Annotated in this window: 12 protein-coding genes; 6 read left to right on the top strand and 6 right to left on the bottom strand. The window is 61.7% G+C overall.

Features of this window, described 5'->3' with window-relative positions; genetic code table 11:
- Both Q0478_RS00620 and Q0478_RS00615 read left to right on the top strand, forming a co-directional pair.
- A complete protein-coding gene (locus Q0478_RS00620) occupies positions 1–921 on the top strand; it encodes a site-specific tyrosine recombinase XerD (protein WP_298674983.1) in 921 nt (306 codons plus the stop codon).
- Positions 922–1017: 96 nt separating this feature from the next.
- Positions 1018–2325 (top strand): HlyC/CorC family transporter, encoded by a 1308-nt coding sequence (locus Q0478_RS00615; protein WP_298674980.1) that lies wholly within the window; start codon positions 1018–1020, stop codon positions 2323–2325.
- Positions 2326–2431: 106 nt separating this feature from the next.
- Here the strand turns inward: Q0478_RS00615 and tyrS are convergent, their stop codons facing one another.
- Positions 2432–3718: a tyrosine--tRNA ligase gene (gene tyrS / locus Q0478_RS00610; protein ID WP_298674976.1), complete on the bottom strand. Its 1287-nt coding sequence runs from the start codon at positions 3716–3718 to the stop codon at positions 2432–2434.
- Positions 3719–3779: 61 nt separating this feature from the next.
- On the opposite strand from tyrS, the gene Q0478_RS00605 reads away from it, so the two are divergent.
- Positions 3780–4880 (top strand): anhydro-N-acetylmuramic acid kinase, encoded by a 1101-nt coding sequence (locus tag Q0478_RS00605; protein ID WP_298674973.1) that lies wholly within the window; start codon positions 3780–3782, stop codon positions 4878–4880.
- 71 nt (positions 4881–4951) lie between these two features.
- On the opposite strand, the gene arsJ is transcribed toward Q0478_RS00605, so the two are convergent.
- From arsJ to Q0478_RS00585, 4 genes are all read right to left on the bottom strand, one after another.
- The gene (gene arsJ, locus Q0478_RS00600) at positions 4952–6226 is read right to left on the bottom strand and encodes an organoarsenical effux MFS transporter ArsJ (protein ID WP_298674970.1); all 1275 of its coding nucleotides are present in this window, start codon (positions 6224–6226) and stop codon (positions 4952–4954) included.
- Positions 6223–7221 carry an ArsJ-associated glyceraldehyde-3-phosphate dehydrogenase gene (locus Q0478_RS00595; RefSeq protein ID WP_298674967.1) on the bottom strand — a complete coding sequence of 333 codons (999 nt, stop codon included), beginning with the start codon at positions 7219–7221 and terminating at the stop codon, positions 6223–6225. The genes arsJ and Q0478_RS00595 overlap by 4 nt, the downstream gene beginning before the upstream one ends.
- The gene (locus tag Q0478_RS00590) at positions 7218–8066 is read right to left on the bottom strand and encodes a helix-turn-helix domain-containing protein (RefSeq protein ID WP_298674964.1); all 849 of its coding nucleotides are present in this window, start codon (positions 8064–8066) and stop codon (positions 7218–7220) included. The genes Q0478_RS00595 and Q0478_RS00590 overlap by 4 nt, the downstream gene beginning before the upstream one ends.
- An 88-nt stretch (positions 8067–8154) precedes the next feature.
- Complete coding sequence (locus Q0478_RS00585) at positions 8155–9105, bottom strand: radical SAM protein (RefSeq protein WP_298674961.1); 951 nt, start codon at positions 9103–9105, stop codon at positions 8155–8157.
- A gap of 138 nt (positions 9106–9243) precedes the next feature.
- Between Q0478_RS00585 and zwf the strand changes: the two genes are divergently transcribed.
- From zwf to pgi, 3 genes are read left to right on the top strand one after another with little or no spacing between them, the layout of a single operon-like run.
- On the top strand, positions 9244–10698 hold the full coding sequence (gene zwf / locus Q0478_RS00580; protein ID WP_298674958.1) for a glucose-6-phosphate dehydrogenase: 1455 nt from the start codon (positions 9244–9246) through the stop codon (positions 10696–10698).
- Entirely contained in the window at positions 10695–11369 is a 675-nt protein-coding gene (pgl, locus tag Q0478_RS00575) for a 6-phosphogluconolactonase (RefSeq protein ID WP_298674955.1), read from the top strand. Before zwf ends, pgl begins: the two co-directional genes overlap by 4 nt.
- Positions 11369–12952 carry a glucose-6-phosphate isomerase gene (gene pgi / locus Q0478_RS00570; protein ID WP_298674952.1) on the top strand — a complete coding sequence of 528 codons (1584 nt, stop codon included), beginning with the start codon at positions 11369–11371 and terminating at the stop codon, positions 12950–12952. The genes pgl and pgi overlap by 1 nt, the downstream gene beginning before the upstream one ends.
- Here the strand turns inward: pgi and xth are convergent.
- The gene (gene xth / locus Q0478_RS00565) at positions 12936–13715 is read right to left on the bottom strand and encodes an exodeoxyribonuclease III (RefSeq protein WP_298674949.1); all 780 of its coding nucleotides are present in this window, start codon (positions 13713–13715) and stop codon (positions 12936–12938) included. The two genes, pgi and xth, sit on opposite strands and share 17 nt — an antisense overlap.
- Positions 13716–13978 lie beyond the last annotated feature (263 nt).

The raw sequence follows: 13978 nt of genomic DNA, 5'->3' as shown, positions 1-13978 counted from the left end.
ATGGCGGATTGGCTTGGGATGTTCTTGGAGAGCAAGGCCGCAGAGGCGGGGGCGGCCCAAAACACGCTGGCCGCCTATCGCCGCGATCTGGAGGATTTTCTGGGCTGGTGTCGCGCAGAGGGCCACGCGCCGCGCCAGATGAGCGCGGCGGATATCGAGGGCTATCTGGTGTTTTGCGACGCGGCCGGACTGGCCCGCGCCACCCGCGCCCGCAGGCTCTCGGCGATCAAACAATATTTTCGTTTTGCCTATGAGGAGCGTTTGCGGGCCGACAATCCGGCGCTTCAGATTGCCGGGCCGGGGCGCACGAAGGCGCTGCCGCAGGTTTTGAGCGAAGCGCAGGTCACACGGCTTTTGGCCGGGGCGGGAGACGTGGGGCGCACGGCGGTGGTGCGGCTGCGCAACCGGTGCTTGCTGGAGCTGCTTTATGCCACCGGGATGCGGGTGAGCGAGCTTGTGAGCCTGCCGGTCGCGGCGGCGCGCGGAGACCCGCAGGTTTTGCTGATCAAGGGCAAGGGCGGCAAGGAGCGGATTGTGCCGCTCTCGCCGGATGCGCGGGCGCTGTTGCAAGAGTGGCTTGTGGCACGCGATGCGGCCGAGGAGGCTGCGCGCCAAGAGGGTCTGGGGCCATCAAGCTTTTTGTTTCCGAGCCGCTCTAAGGCCGGGCATATGACGCGCCACAGGTTTTATCTGCTGATCAAGGAAATTGCCGTGCAGGCGGGCATCAGCCCGGCTTTGGTGAGCCCGCACAAGCTGCGCCATGCTTTTGCGACCCATCTTCTGGCCAATGGCGCTGATCTGCGGGCGATCCAGACATTGTTGGGCCATGCGGATGTGGCGACCACGGAAATTTACACCCATGTGTTGGAAAAACGCCTCCAAGAGCTGGTGCTGAGGCATCATCCTATGGCGCAAGACTGACGCAGAGGTGCCGCAACCTGATGTAAAAGCCAGCGCAGGTCTTGAAACTGGGGCTGCACACGTTTCATAAGCACAAGAGTTTATTGGGAGGGATCAATGGATCCGAATGTGGCCTCACCGGATGGGGCGTATTGGATAACCGCCGTGGCGATCGGCTTTTTGCTGGTTTTGTCGGGGTTTTTCTCGGGAAGTGAAACCGCGCTCACCGCGGCCTCGCGCGGCAAGCTGCGCAACCAGGCAGACAAGGGCAATTCGGGGGCCAAGCGGGCGCTGGCGATCACCGAGGACAACGAGCGCTTGATTGGCTCGGTGCTTTTGGGCAACAACCTTGTAAACATTCTCGCCGCCTCGCTGGCGACTTCGCTGTTTACGGCGTTGTTTGGCGAAAGCGGTGTGGCCATGGCGACGCTGGTGATGACCATGTTGGTTCTGATCTTTGCCGAGGTGCTGCCCAAGACCTACGCGATCACCAATGCCGAGCGCGCGGCGGGGCTGGTTTCGGCGCCCATTCGCATTGTTGTGTTGGTGTTTGCCCCTGTGGTGACGGCGGTGCGCTGGTTTGTGCGCCTGCTTTTGCGGCTGTTTGGCATTCAGGCCGACCCGGACAGCCATATTCTGGCGGTGCGCGAGGAAATTGCCGGGGCGCTCTCGCTGGGCCATTCCGAAGGGGTGGTGGAAAAAGAAGACCGTGACCGCATCCTCGGCGCGCTTGATCTGGCGGAGCGGGCGGTGGAGGAAATCATGCTGCATCGCTCCGGTATCGAGATGATTGATGCCGATCTGGAGCCGCAGGAGATACTTGGGCGCTGTCTGAGCAGCAACCACACCCGCCTGCCGGTGTATCGCAATGATCAGGACAATATCATCGGGGTGATCCATGCCAAGGATCTGCTGCGCTCCATGCACAAACATATGGTGGCGGCGGATTCTGTGGAGGGGGCCTTTCGCGGATTTGATATCGCGGATGTGGCGATGGAGCCTTATTTTGTGCCTGAGACCACCACATTGGACGAGCAGATGCGCCAATTTTTGCGCCGGCGCACCCATTTTGCGCTGGTGGTGGACGAATATGGGGTGTTGCAGGGGTTGATCACGCTGGAGGATATTCTGGAGGAAATCGTTGGCGAGATCACCGACGAGCATGATCCGGATGCTGACCATAGCGTGACCAAGGGCGAGGATGGCAGTTATTTTGTGGATGGGGCCATGACCATTCGCGACCTCAACCGCGCCACCGACTGGAGCCTGCCGGATGAGGACGCCAACACCGTTGCCGGGCTGGTGATCCATGAAGCGCAGATGATCCCCGAGGTGGGGCAGGTCTTTGCCTTTCACGGCTTTCGCTTTACGGTGGAGACGCGCGAGGACAACCGGATTACCAAGCTCAAGATCCGCCCGCTGTGAGGCGGGTGTGGGGCAGGATCGGCTGACGCCGACCCGCTGGGGGACCAGTCCCCCAGACCCCCTGAGGTATTTGCGACCAGAAGAAGCAACAGCGGGTGTGCTTGGGTTAGTCTGCGAGCTTCACCAGGGCATGGCGCTTTTTGCCGGCGGTGAGTTTGAGGGGGGTGGCGAGTTCTGCGGCTGTGAACATCTGGCCCGGCGCGCTGACGGCTGTGTCATTGACCCGCGCGCCGCCCTCGGCGATGAGGCGTTTGGCCTCTTTGCCGGAGGCGACTAGCCCTGCGCGCACGAAGAGCTGTGCGGCGGAGATGCCATCGGCCAGATCGGCGGCGGGCAGGGCGACTGTGGTGAGCTCTTCGCCCACGCCACCCTTTTCAAACACCGCGCGCGCGGTGGCTTCGGCGGCCTCAGCGGCGGCGCGGCCGTGGCAGAGGGTTGTCACCTCATTGGCGAGCACCACTTTGGCCTCATTGATTTCGGAGCCTTCCAGCGCGCCGAGGCGCTCGCATTCGGCGATCGGCAGCTCGGTGTAGAGCTTTAGGAAGCGGCCGACATCGGCATCTGTTGTGTTGCGCCAGAACTGCCAGAACTCGTAAGGGGAGCGCATATCGGCGTTGAGCCAGACTGCGCCATCGGCGGATTTGCCCATTTTCTTACCATCAGAGGTGGTCAGAAGCGGCGAGGTGAGGCCGTAGATTTCGGCGCCACTCACGCGGCGGGTGAGGTCGATCCCGTTGACGATGTTGCCCCATTGATCGGAGCCGCCCATTTGGAGCAGACAGCCGTAGCGGCGGTTGATCTCCAGAAAGTCATAGGCCTGCAGGATCATGTAGTTGAATTCAAGGAAGCTTAGGCTTTGCTCGCGGTCGATCCGACTTTTGACGCTTTCAAAGGCGAGCATGCGGTTGACCGAGAAGTGGCGGCCGATGTCGCGCAGGAACGCGAGGTAGTTGAGGCCATCGAGCCATTCGGCGTTGTTGAGCATCAAAGCGACATTATTTTGCCCTACCGCTTCGCTGCTTGAGGGCATGTCACCTTCATCATAGCTGACGTATTTGGCGAAGACCTGCTGGATGCCATCGATATTGGCGTTGATCTGCTCTTCTGTGAGCAGCGGGCGCTCATCGGCGCGAAACGATGGATCGCCCACCTTGGTGGTGCCACCGCCCATGAGGGTGATCGGCTTGTGGCCGGTTTTTTGCAGCCAGCGCAGCATCATGATCTGGATCAGCGAGCCGACATGGAGCGACTTGGCTGTGGCATCAAAGCCGATATAGGCCGGCACAACCCCCGCGACCATGGCCTCGTCGAGGCCCTGATAATCGGTGCAATCGGCCAGAAAGCCGCGCTCCATCATGACGCGCATGAACTCCGATTTGGGGTGATATGTCATTTTCATATTCCTTGGCTGCTGTGGCGCTTGTATAGAGCGCTCATGGGCGAAGGAAAAGACCATGATTAAGGCGCAAAAACCCTCTGGCGCGCTGCGCGCACTCGGTGCGATGAGCGGCACCTCCCTGGATGGGGTGGATGTGGCCGAAGTGTTGACGGACGGGGCCGAAATTTTTGGTTTCGGCGCGATGGGCTATCGCGCCTATACGGGCGCGGAGCAGGCCGTTTTGCGCGCGGCTTTGGGCAAGTGGCACGGGGATGCGGGGCTGGAGGCCGCGTTTGAGACCGTGCAGCGCGCGCATATCGAGGCGCTGAGCGGGTTTGAGGCAGATCTTGTCGGGTTTCATGGCCAGACCTTGGCGCATGAGCCGCGCGGGCGGGGCACGCATCAGATGGGCGATGGCGCGGCGCTGGCTGACGCGCTTGGCAAGACGGTTGTTTGGGATTTTCGCTCAGCCGATGTGGAGCTGGGCGGGGAGGGCGCGCCGCTTGCGCCGTTTTTCCACCATGCCTGCGCGCGGTATTTGACATACGAGCGGCCTGTGGCGTTCCTGAACCTTGGCGGCGTGGGCAACATCAGTTTCGTGGACCCGCGCATTGCGCAGCCTGAGGCGGCTGTGCTGGCCTTTGACACCGGGCCAGCCAATGCGCCGCTGAATGATTTGTGCACCGAGCGACTGGGCCAGCCCTATGACAAGGGCGGTGCGCTGGCCAGGCGCGGCACGGTTGAAACAGGTGCGTTGGAGCTGTTTCTGGCGGATCCGTATTTTTACCGGATGCCGCCCAAATCGCTGGACCGGGACGCCTTTGGCGAGATGCGCGCGCTGGTGCTGGAGCTTTCAGATGCGGATGCAGCAGCGACGCTGACAGGCATGGCGGCGGCCTCGGTATTGCAGGCGATGGACCATGCGCCCGAGCCGCCTTGTGAGCTGCTTGTGACGGGCGGGGGGCGGCTCAACCCTGTGATGATGCAGATGCTGGCGGCGGCGCTGGACTGTCCGGTGCGCGATATAGACGAGACAGGGCTCAACGGCGATATGCTGGAGGCGCAGGCCTTTGGCTATCTTGCGGTGCGCGTGGCGCGGGGCTTGCCGACATCCTGCCCCCGCACCACCGGCGTGCGCGCGGCGGTGGGGGGCGGGATCGTGAGTGCGCCGGGCTAGGGCCGGGTTTGGCCCAGATCCGAGAGGCGCGCAACCCTGACGCCCTGGGGTGTATTTCGCGAGAAAGCGCGTTACCCGGTGAGCCCCTCCATGGCCGGATCAGGCTTGAGCAGGGCCGCCGTGAGCGCCGCAACCGCCACCATCGCAGTTGCGGTGCCCAGCATGAGCGCCAATCCGCCAAGCTGATAGGTGACGCCCGAGAGAACCGTGCCCGCCAAGCGGCCGCCGGCATTGGCCATATAGTAAAAGCCGACGTCCATGGTCACCCGCTCGGTCTTGGTGAAGGCGAGGATCAGGTAGGAGTGCAGCGCCGAGTTGACGGCGAACAAGCCGCCAAAGGCGAGCAGGCCCAGCACGAGCAGCATGGTGAGCCAACTCGCGGGGGCCGGGGCGGCAAAGGCTGCGCCTGTCAGCACGGCAGGCACCACGGCCAGCGCCCAAGCCCAGCTTTGCGCAGATTTGATCAGCGCTGCCGCGCTGCGGCTGTTGGCGCGCAAAAGCCGCGGTGCGGCGGCTTGCACGGCCCCGTAGAGGATGATCCAGAGCGCCATGAAGCTGCCAATCAGAAAGAATGCTGCGCGGTTGCTGGCCTCTGAGCCATCAGAGAGCACGGCATAGAAGTAGATCGGAATGCCCACAACGAACCAGACATCCCGCGCGCCAAACAGGAACACCCGCGCGAGCGACAGCCAGTTTACATTGGCCGACTTGGAAAAGACCTCGGAGAATTTGGCGCCCTTGCGCCCTTTGGGCAGGCCTGCGGGCATCAGCAGAAACACGGCCAGCAAGATGACAAAGAGAACCGCCGCCATCCCCAGCACCGCCGCTTGAAACCCAAAGCTTGCAAGAAGGGCTGCCCCGAGCAGAAAGCCCAGCCCTTTCACGGCATTTTTGGACCCTGTCAGCAGGGCCACCCACCTAAACAGCCCGCCGCCCTCTGACGGGGCGAGGACCTTGACCGCAGATTTGGAGGACATTTTGGCCAGATCCTTGGCGACGCCGCTTGCGCCTTGCACCAGCATCACGAAGGCCACCGAGGTGCCCATCGCCCAGGTTGGGCTCAGCTGGGTCAGGGCCAGAAGCGCCAACACCTGTATGCTCAGCCCCGCATAAAGGGTGGCCGTCAGCCCGAAGCGTGCCGCAATCCAGCCTGCGGCCAGATTGGTGATCATGCCGGCGATCTCGTAGAGCACGAAGAGATAGGCCAGTTGCACGGGGCTAAAGCCCAGCCCGTGGAAATGAAGCAGCACCAGCATCCGCAGCGCGCCATCGGTCAGCATAAAGGCCCAATAGGCCGCCGTGACAGCGATATAGGCCGACAGGGCTTCGGGGCGGGGGTTGCTCACAGGCTGTCCCCGACCATGAGCGCCACATCAACAAGGCGATGGGCATAGCCCATTTCATTGTCATACCATGCGTAGATTTTCACCTGTGTGCCGTTGATGACCATTGTGGAAAGCGCATCGACAATGCTGGAACGCTCGTCGTTGGTGTAATCGGTCGACACCAGGGGGCGTTCTTCGTAGCCGAGAATGCCCTTGAGCGCCCCTTGGGAGGCTGTTTTGAACAGGGCATTGACCTCTTGGGCCGTTGTTTCGCGCGCGACCTCAAAGACACAATCGGTCAGAGAGGCGTTGAGGAGCGGGACGCGGACGGCGTGGCCGTTCAGACGGCCTTTGAGTTCGGGGTAAATCAGCGTGATCGCCGTGGCACTGCCGGTTGTTGTCGGGATCATGGAATTCAGTGCCGAGCGGGCGCGGCGCAGATCCTTGGCGGGCCGGTCAACGATGGTTTGGGTGTTTGTCACGTCGTGGATCGTGGTGATCGAGCCATGCTTGATGCCCAAATTTTCGTGAATCACCTTCACCACAGGGGCGAGGCAGTTTGTTGTGCAGCTGGCAGCGGTGACAATGTGGTGCCGCGCGCTTGTGTAGATATCGTGGTTCACCCCGTAAACGATGTTTGCGGCGTCGCCGTCTTTGACGGGGGCGGAGACAACGACCTTCTTCACACCCGCCTCAAAATAGGGCGCAAGCTTGGCCTCTGTCTTGAAGACGCCGGTGCAATCGATCACCACATCAACACCCTCTAAGGGCAGATCTGCGATGTTCTGGGTTCCGATGAAGGGAATGCGGGTGCCGTCGATTGTAACGCTCTGGGCATCATGGGCAAAAGCGGCCTGCCAGCGGCCATGCACCGTATCAAACTCCAACAGATGTGCGTGCATTTCAGGATCGCCCACGGCATCGTTGATCCAGGCAATCTGCGCCCCGCGCGCCAGCAGCGGTTTCAGGGCAAGTTTGCCGATGCGGCCAAGGCCATTGAGGGCATAAACGGTCATGTGGAGGATCCTTCATTTTCTATTTGGCCCAGACCGTCGACGGCTTTTTGCAGCGAGATGCGGTCGAGGGTTTCGAGGGGCAGGTTGGTAAAGCCAACCATCCGGTTGCGCAGTGCGCCGTAGACCTGATGGAAGGCGAGGCTCTTTTCGGCGTCCGAGCCTGTCGCGGCGACAGGATCGGGCAGCCCCCAATGAGCGGTGACAGGTTGGCCCTGCCATGACGGGCATTCCTCGTTTGCGGCTCTGTTGCAGACGGTGAAGACGAAATCGAATTGCACGGCGTCGGGGCCTTGGAACTCGGTGATGTTTTTGGAGCGCAAAACAGAGGTGTCATGGCCTTTTTGCGCCAGCACCTCAAGGGCGAAGGGGTTGAGCTCTGAGCGTGGCCTTGTGCCCGCAGAATAGGCCACAAACCGATCCTGCGCCATGTCCCGCAGGATGGATTCGGCAAAGATGGAGCGGGCGGAATTGCCGGTGCAGATGAAAAGGACGTTGAACTTGCGATCGCTCATGGCTCTCTCTCCAAGAGGGGGTGGGTAAAGATGGGGAGAACAGATGTCTGGTCGGCCGCGGCAGCAGTCCAGAAGGAGGTGGTCGATGGTTTTGCGCGTGGCTTCCATGTGGATGGCGTAGCGCAGAGATGTTCCGACACGCTCCTGCGTGACCAGGCCGGCGTGCATCAGCGCATTGACATAAGTGGACAGCGTATTGGGCTTTAACCCGAGCGCTTGGGCCAGCTCAGACGCAGGAACGCGGTCGGGGTAGCGGCGCATGAGCAGCCGAAACAGGGCCAGCCGCTGCGGATGACCCAGGGTTGAAAGGCTGGTGTGAATCGATGTTTCCATACTTCGCGAATATCTGAAATAGATTGGCCGGCCAAGTGAAGCTTTTGTAAAACCGCCCCTCAGCTCAGGGCGCGCGCAGGTGGTTGCCTCAGGCCGAGCAGCTTGCGCCGCCCAACACGCAGAACTTGGCGCAATGGGGGTGGTTGAGCTGCACCGGCCGGCTGGCCTCAGCCAAGGTCGCGCCAAGTTCAAACTCGGGCGTATAGGCGAGCAGCGTGCAGGCCAAAACGGCTGGCGCGCGCGCGCCTTTGCGCTTCACCACCATGCGCGAGGAGGCGCACATGACATCCTCGGGGGATTTGTTCAGGATGCCCCAGCAGGCGGTGGTGATCTCGGGGACTTCGACGCTCATATCCATTTCGGGGAAAAGAACTGTTTCACCAGGGGCTTGCGCATCAATCTTGAAGTTATGCGCCGCGTAGAGGCGGGCATAGCCCGCGCGGGCCTCGGCCTCGCTCTCGTGAAAGGCAATGCGCCCAGCCACGGCCATTTGAAAGCCGTTGTCGCGCAGCCAGAACATGCCCTCAAGTGTGCGCGCAAAGGCATTTTTGCCGCGTTCGGCGTTGTGCAGCTCTTCGGACCAGTGATCCAGCGAGATGCGCAGGGTGATCTTGTCGCGATACTGCGCCACCAGCGCCAACAGCGCTTTTTGCACCGATTTGCGCATCATCGGGCGCATGGCGTTGGTGAGCACAAGCACCTCGAAACCACGCGCAAGCGCGGCTTGCATCATGCTGGTCATCTCGGGGTTCATGAAAGGCTCGCCACCTGTGAAGGCGATTTCGCGGATCGGCCAGCCCAGCGTGGCGATTTCATCAAGGTAAGGCTCCATTTCGGCGCGGGTGATATAGACCAGCGCGTCATTGGTGGGGGAGCTTTCAATGTAGCAATTGGCGCAGGTGATGTTGCACAGCGTGCCCGTGTTGAACCAGAGCGTCTCAGGCTTGGTCAGCGCAACCGAGGCCCGGGCCTCGCCTGTGGCCGTGAGCACGGGATCGGCGAATTTGCCTTGGTTGGCGGGTGGAGCGAAATCTTCCATCGGGGCGAGCCTATTTTGGTGTTTTCTCTGGCTAACCCAAAGGAAGGTGGCAAAAAAGAGCGCAACCCCGGGCTGACGCCATTGTGAACGCGGGCAGGGCTGTTATCCTCGCTGCAAACGCACATCGCAAGGTGAACCATGGTTTCGCGCGTCATTCCTGTCGAAGACTTTGATCTGGTCATATTTGGGGCCACGGGCGACCTTGCACAGCGCAAGATCCTGCCGAGCCTGTTCAGGCGCTTTCATGCCGGGCAGATGCCGGAGGGGGCGCGGGTGATCGGGGCGGCCCGCTCCGCGCATAGCCCGGAGAGCTTTCGGGCGTTTGTGCTGGAGGGGCTTTGCGAGTTTGCACAGGTCAAGGGGGCAACGCGCGCCGATTATGCGGCCTTTGTGACCCGTTTGGACTATGTCACCGTGGATGCGCGTGGCACTGAGGGCTGGGAGCGTTTGCGCGCCTTATGCCAGAGAGCGGTCACGCGGGCGTTTTACTTTTCTGTCGGGCCAAGCCTGTTTGAAGACCTCGCCCAGCGGCTGCATCTTTATGGGCTGGCGGGCGCTGAAACGCGCATTGTTGTGGAAAAGCCCTTCGGGCGCGATCTCGCCAGCGCCAAACTGTTGAATGCGGCCCTGGCTGCGCATTTTGAAGAGCGCCAGATTTACCGGATCGACCATTATCTGGGTAAGGAAACCGTCCAAAACCTCATGGCGGTGCGCTTTGGAAACATGCTCTTTGAGCCGCTGTGGAACAGCCAGTATATCGACCATATCCAGATCACCGTTGCCGAGACCGTCGGGGTCTCTGGGCGGGGCGAATATTACAACCGCGCCGGGGCGATGCGGGATATGGTGCAAAATCATCTCATGCAGCTGTTGTGCCTGATTGCCATGGAGCCTCCGGCGCGGTTTGAACCGGATGCGGTGCGCGACGAGAAGCTCAAGGTGATCCGGGCCCTTGAGCCGGTGGCACCACAGGACCTTGTGCGCGGGCAATACGGCCCCAGTGCGGACACGCAGAGCTATTTGCAGGACGTGGGAGCCAGCGAAAGCCAGACCGAGAGTTTCATTGCGCTGAAGGCGCATATTTCAAACTGGCGGTGGGCTGGGACGCCGTTTTATCTGCGCACGGGCAAACGGCTCAAGCACCGCGCCAGCGAGATTGCGGTTGTTTTCAAGGACACGCCCCACAGCATCTTCGGCGAAGAGGCAGGGCGGCACCGCAACATCCTCAGCATCCGCTTGCAGCCCAATGAAGGCATCGAGCTGGGTGTGACGATCAAGGAGCCGGGGCCGGGCGGGATGCGGTTGATTGATGTGCCGCTGGACATGAGCTTTGCCGAGGCGCTCGGGCCGGAGGGAGAAGCGGTGCCGGATGCTTATGAGCGCTTGATCATGGATGTGATCCGGGGCAACCAGACGTTGTTCATGCGAGATGACGAGGTCGAGGCGGCCTGGCGCTGGACAGACCCTATTGTGCAGAGCTGGGAGGGCTGCGGCGCGGCGGCTCTGAGCTATGTGCCCGGCAGTGCGGGCCCTGAAGAGGCACTGCGATTGATGCAACGTGACGGACGCCGCTGGCGGGAGATCAGAGAATGAAATTTGAGACATATCCAGATGCCGAGCTGATGGCGATGAGCCTTGCCAACAAGATGGCGGGCGAGCTTGAGAACGTGTTGGTTCATGCTGAACGCGCCAGCCTGGTTGTGCCGGGGGGGAGCACCCCCGGGCCGGTGTTTGATGCGCTTTGCGGCGCCGATCTGGAGTGGGGGCGGGTGGATGTTTTCCTGTCCGATGAGCGCTGGCGGCCCGAAATCCATTTGCGCTCCAACGCGCGGCTGATCCGTGAGCGGCTGTTGCAGGGGCGTGCGGCGGCGGCGGTGTTTCACCCCTATTATACCGGTGCGCCAAGCCCGGATGACACGCTGGCCGAGGTGGAAAGCATGATTTATCCCTGTCTGCCGATCTCTGTTTTGCTGCTTGGCATGGGGGCAGATATGCACACGGCGTCCTTGTTTCCCGGGGCCGAGGGGCTTGAGGCGGCTCTGAGTGCGCAGACACAGGCGCTTCTGGTGCCGATTGCGGCGGCGGGCGAGCCTGAAGTGCGGGTGAGTTTGAGCGCCACTGTGCTCAATGGCGCATTGAGCAAACACTTGATGATTACCGGGGCGCAAAAACGCGCGGCATTGGAGCGCGCCGCCACCCTGCCGCCGCATAAGGCGCCTGTGAATGCCATTCTGGAAGGCACCACAGTGCATTGGGCGCCCTGATGGAGGCGGCGCAGGTTGCGGCGCAGTGGGCGGCGGTGTTCACCCAGGGCAAGGCGCGCCGCCCGATTGCGGCGCTCTTTGAGGCCCAAGCCGACCGGGGCGCGGCCTTCTCCCGTCATGCCTGTGGGCTGTTTTATGATTTCAGCAAGACCGCGCTGAGCGCGCAGAGCCTGGAGGCGCTTTTGGCGCTGGCACAGGCTTCGGGGCTGGCGCAGGCGCGCAGCGATATGCTGAGCGGTGTGAAGATCAACACCACCGAGGGGCGCGCTGTGCTGCACACGGCGCTGAGGGCTGGGCCTGAGGCCGAAATCTATGTGGACGGGGCCGACGTGATGCCGCACGTGCGCGCCACGCTTGCGCGGATGCGCCGCTTTGCGCAGGATGTGCGCAGCGGGCGTTTTGGCGGGCAGGGCGGCCAGATTAGCGATGTGGTGAACATCGGGATCGGCGGCTCGGACTTAGGGCCAGCCATGGCGACGCGCGCGCTTGCGCCCTATGCGGACGGGCCGCGGGCGCATTTTGTCTCCAATATTGATGGTGCGCATCTGACGGATGTGCTGGCGGGGCTCAACCCTGAAACAACGCTGGTTCTGGTGGCTTCAAAGACCTTCACCACCCTTGAAACCATGACCAACGCGGCCAGCGCGCAGGCCTGGATGGCGCAGCATGTGGCCGACCCTGCGGCGCAGTTTGTGGCCATTTCCAGCGCGCAGGACAAGGCGGTGGCGTTTGGGATTGCGCCGGAGCGGGTCTTTGGCTTTGAAGATTGGGTCGGGGGGCGCTACTCGGTTTGGGGGCCGATTGGCCTGAGCCTGATGGTGGCGATCGGACCAGAAAACTTTGATGCGTTTCTTGCCGGAGCGCGTGAGATGGACGCGCATTTTGCTGATGCGCCCTTTGCGCAAAACCTGCCGGTGTTGCACGCGCTTGTCGGGCTGTGGCACCATCAGGTGTGCGGATTCAAAAGCCGTGCGGTGTTGCCCTATGCCCAACGTTTGGCGCTGTTGCCGGCCTATCTTCAACAGCTTGAGATGGAGAGCAACGGCAAGCGGGCCACAAAAGAGGGCGCACCGCTGGCCTTTGGCTCTGCTCCGCTTGTCTGGGGCGCAGCGGGGACCAACGGGCAACACGCTTTTTACCAGCTCCTGCACCAAGGCAGCCAGATTGTGCCGGCGGAATTTCTTGTGGCCATGCGCGGGCATGAGCCGGATCTGGCGCATCACCAAGCGCTTTTGGTGGCCAATTGCCTTGCACAATCGCAGGCGCTCATGCTGGGGCGCGCGCACAGCGATCCAGAGCGGCACTTTGAGGGCAACCGCCCCTCTGTGACCCTGGCCTTTGAGCAGCTCACACCGGCAACGCTTGGCAAGATCCTTGCGCTTTATGAGCACCGTGTTTTTGTCGAGGGGGTGATTCTGGGCCTCAACTCGTTTGACCAGTTCGGCGTGGAGCTTGGCAAAGAGCTGGCCGATGCGCTGGCCCCTTTGCTGGACCCGGCCCAGGCGGGCGCGCCGCGCGCAGAGTTGGACAGCTCAACCGCGCAGCTTGCGGCCTTTTATCGGGATGTCACAGATCGAGCGTAAGCCAGACGGGAACGTGATCTGACGGCTTTTCACGGCCGCGCATCTCGGCTTGGATCTCGCATTTGAGCATCAGATCGGCGCATTCGGGGCTGAGCAGGAAGTGGTCAATGCGAATGCCGTTGTTGCGCTGCCAGGCGCCGGCTTGATAATCCCAGAAGCTGTAATGTCCGCCGCCGTGTGTTTGGGTGCGAAAGGCCTCTGTGAGGCCGAGGGCGAGGAGCCGGCGAAAGGCCGCGCGGCTCTGGGGCAGCGCAAGCGCATCCTCATGCCAGCTCTCGGGCTTGGCAGCGTCTTCATCCTGCGGGATGACATTGTAATCCCCCGCCATGAGGAAAGGCTCTTCCAACGCGAGCAGTTCCTCGGCGCGGCTGTGCAGCCGCTCCATCCAGGCGAGTTTGTAGTCATATTTGGGCCCGGGGGCCGGGTTGCCATTGGGCAGGTAGAGCCCGCAAATGCGCAGCGCGGTTTTGCCCATCACGGTGGCTTCAATGTAGCGGGCCTGTTCATCGCCTTCATCGCCGGGCAGGCCGCGGGTGATGTCTTCGAGGGGCAATTTGGACAGCAAGGCAACGCCGTTGAAGGATTTCTGTCCGTGGGTTTCGAGCTGATAGCCCAGGGCTTCTATCTCGTCGCGGGGGAAGGCCTCATCGACAGATTTGATTTCCTGGAGGATGGCCACATCCGGCGCGTCTTCCCGCAGCCATGTGATCAGGGTTTCAAAGCGCGCTTTGACGCCGTTGATGTTGAAAGTCGCGATCTTCATGGGGATGCCTGTTTTGCTTCTCAGAGAGGTTTAGCCGAAGAATCACCGCGCGACCAGAGTGCACGTTGAGAGCCGCTCTTGCGCCAAGGATGCGCGGGATCTCGCCAGCCAGAAGGGGTTTGGCCGCTCTTTGGGAGGCGGTGGCGCGGGGTTTTTCATCGGAAACACAATAGGTTGCATTGGGCGAATTGATGGCAACCTTAAGGAGATTAAAAAATGTTGAAAAACAACTCTAGGTAGATAATGCTGAAAGCACACAAACC

It is taken from the genome of uncultured Lentibacter sp. (assembly GCF_937123735.1).
Classification (GTDB): domain Bacteria; phylum Pseudomonadota; class Alphaproteobacteria; order Rhodobacterales; family Rhodobacteraceae; genus Lentibacter.
Note: the sequence above shows the minus strand (reverse complement) of the source record. Positions and strands in the feature narration are given on the sequence as shown.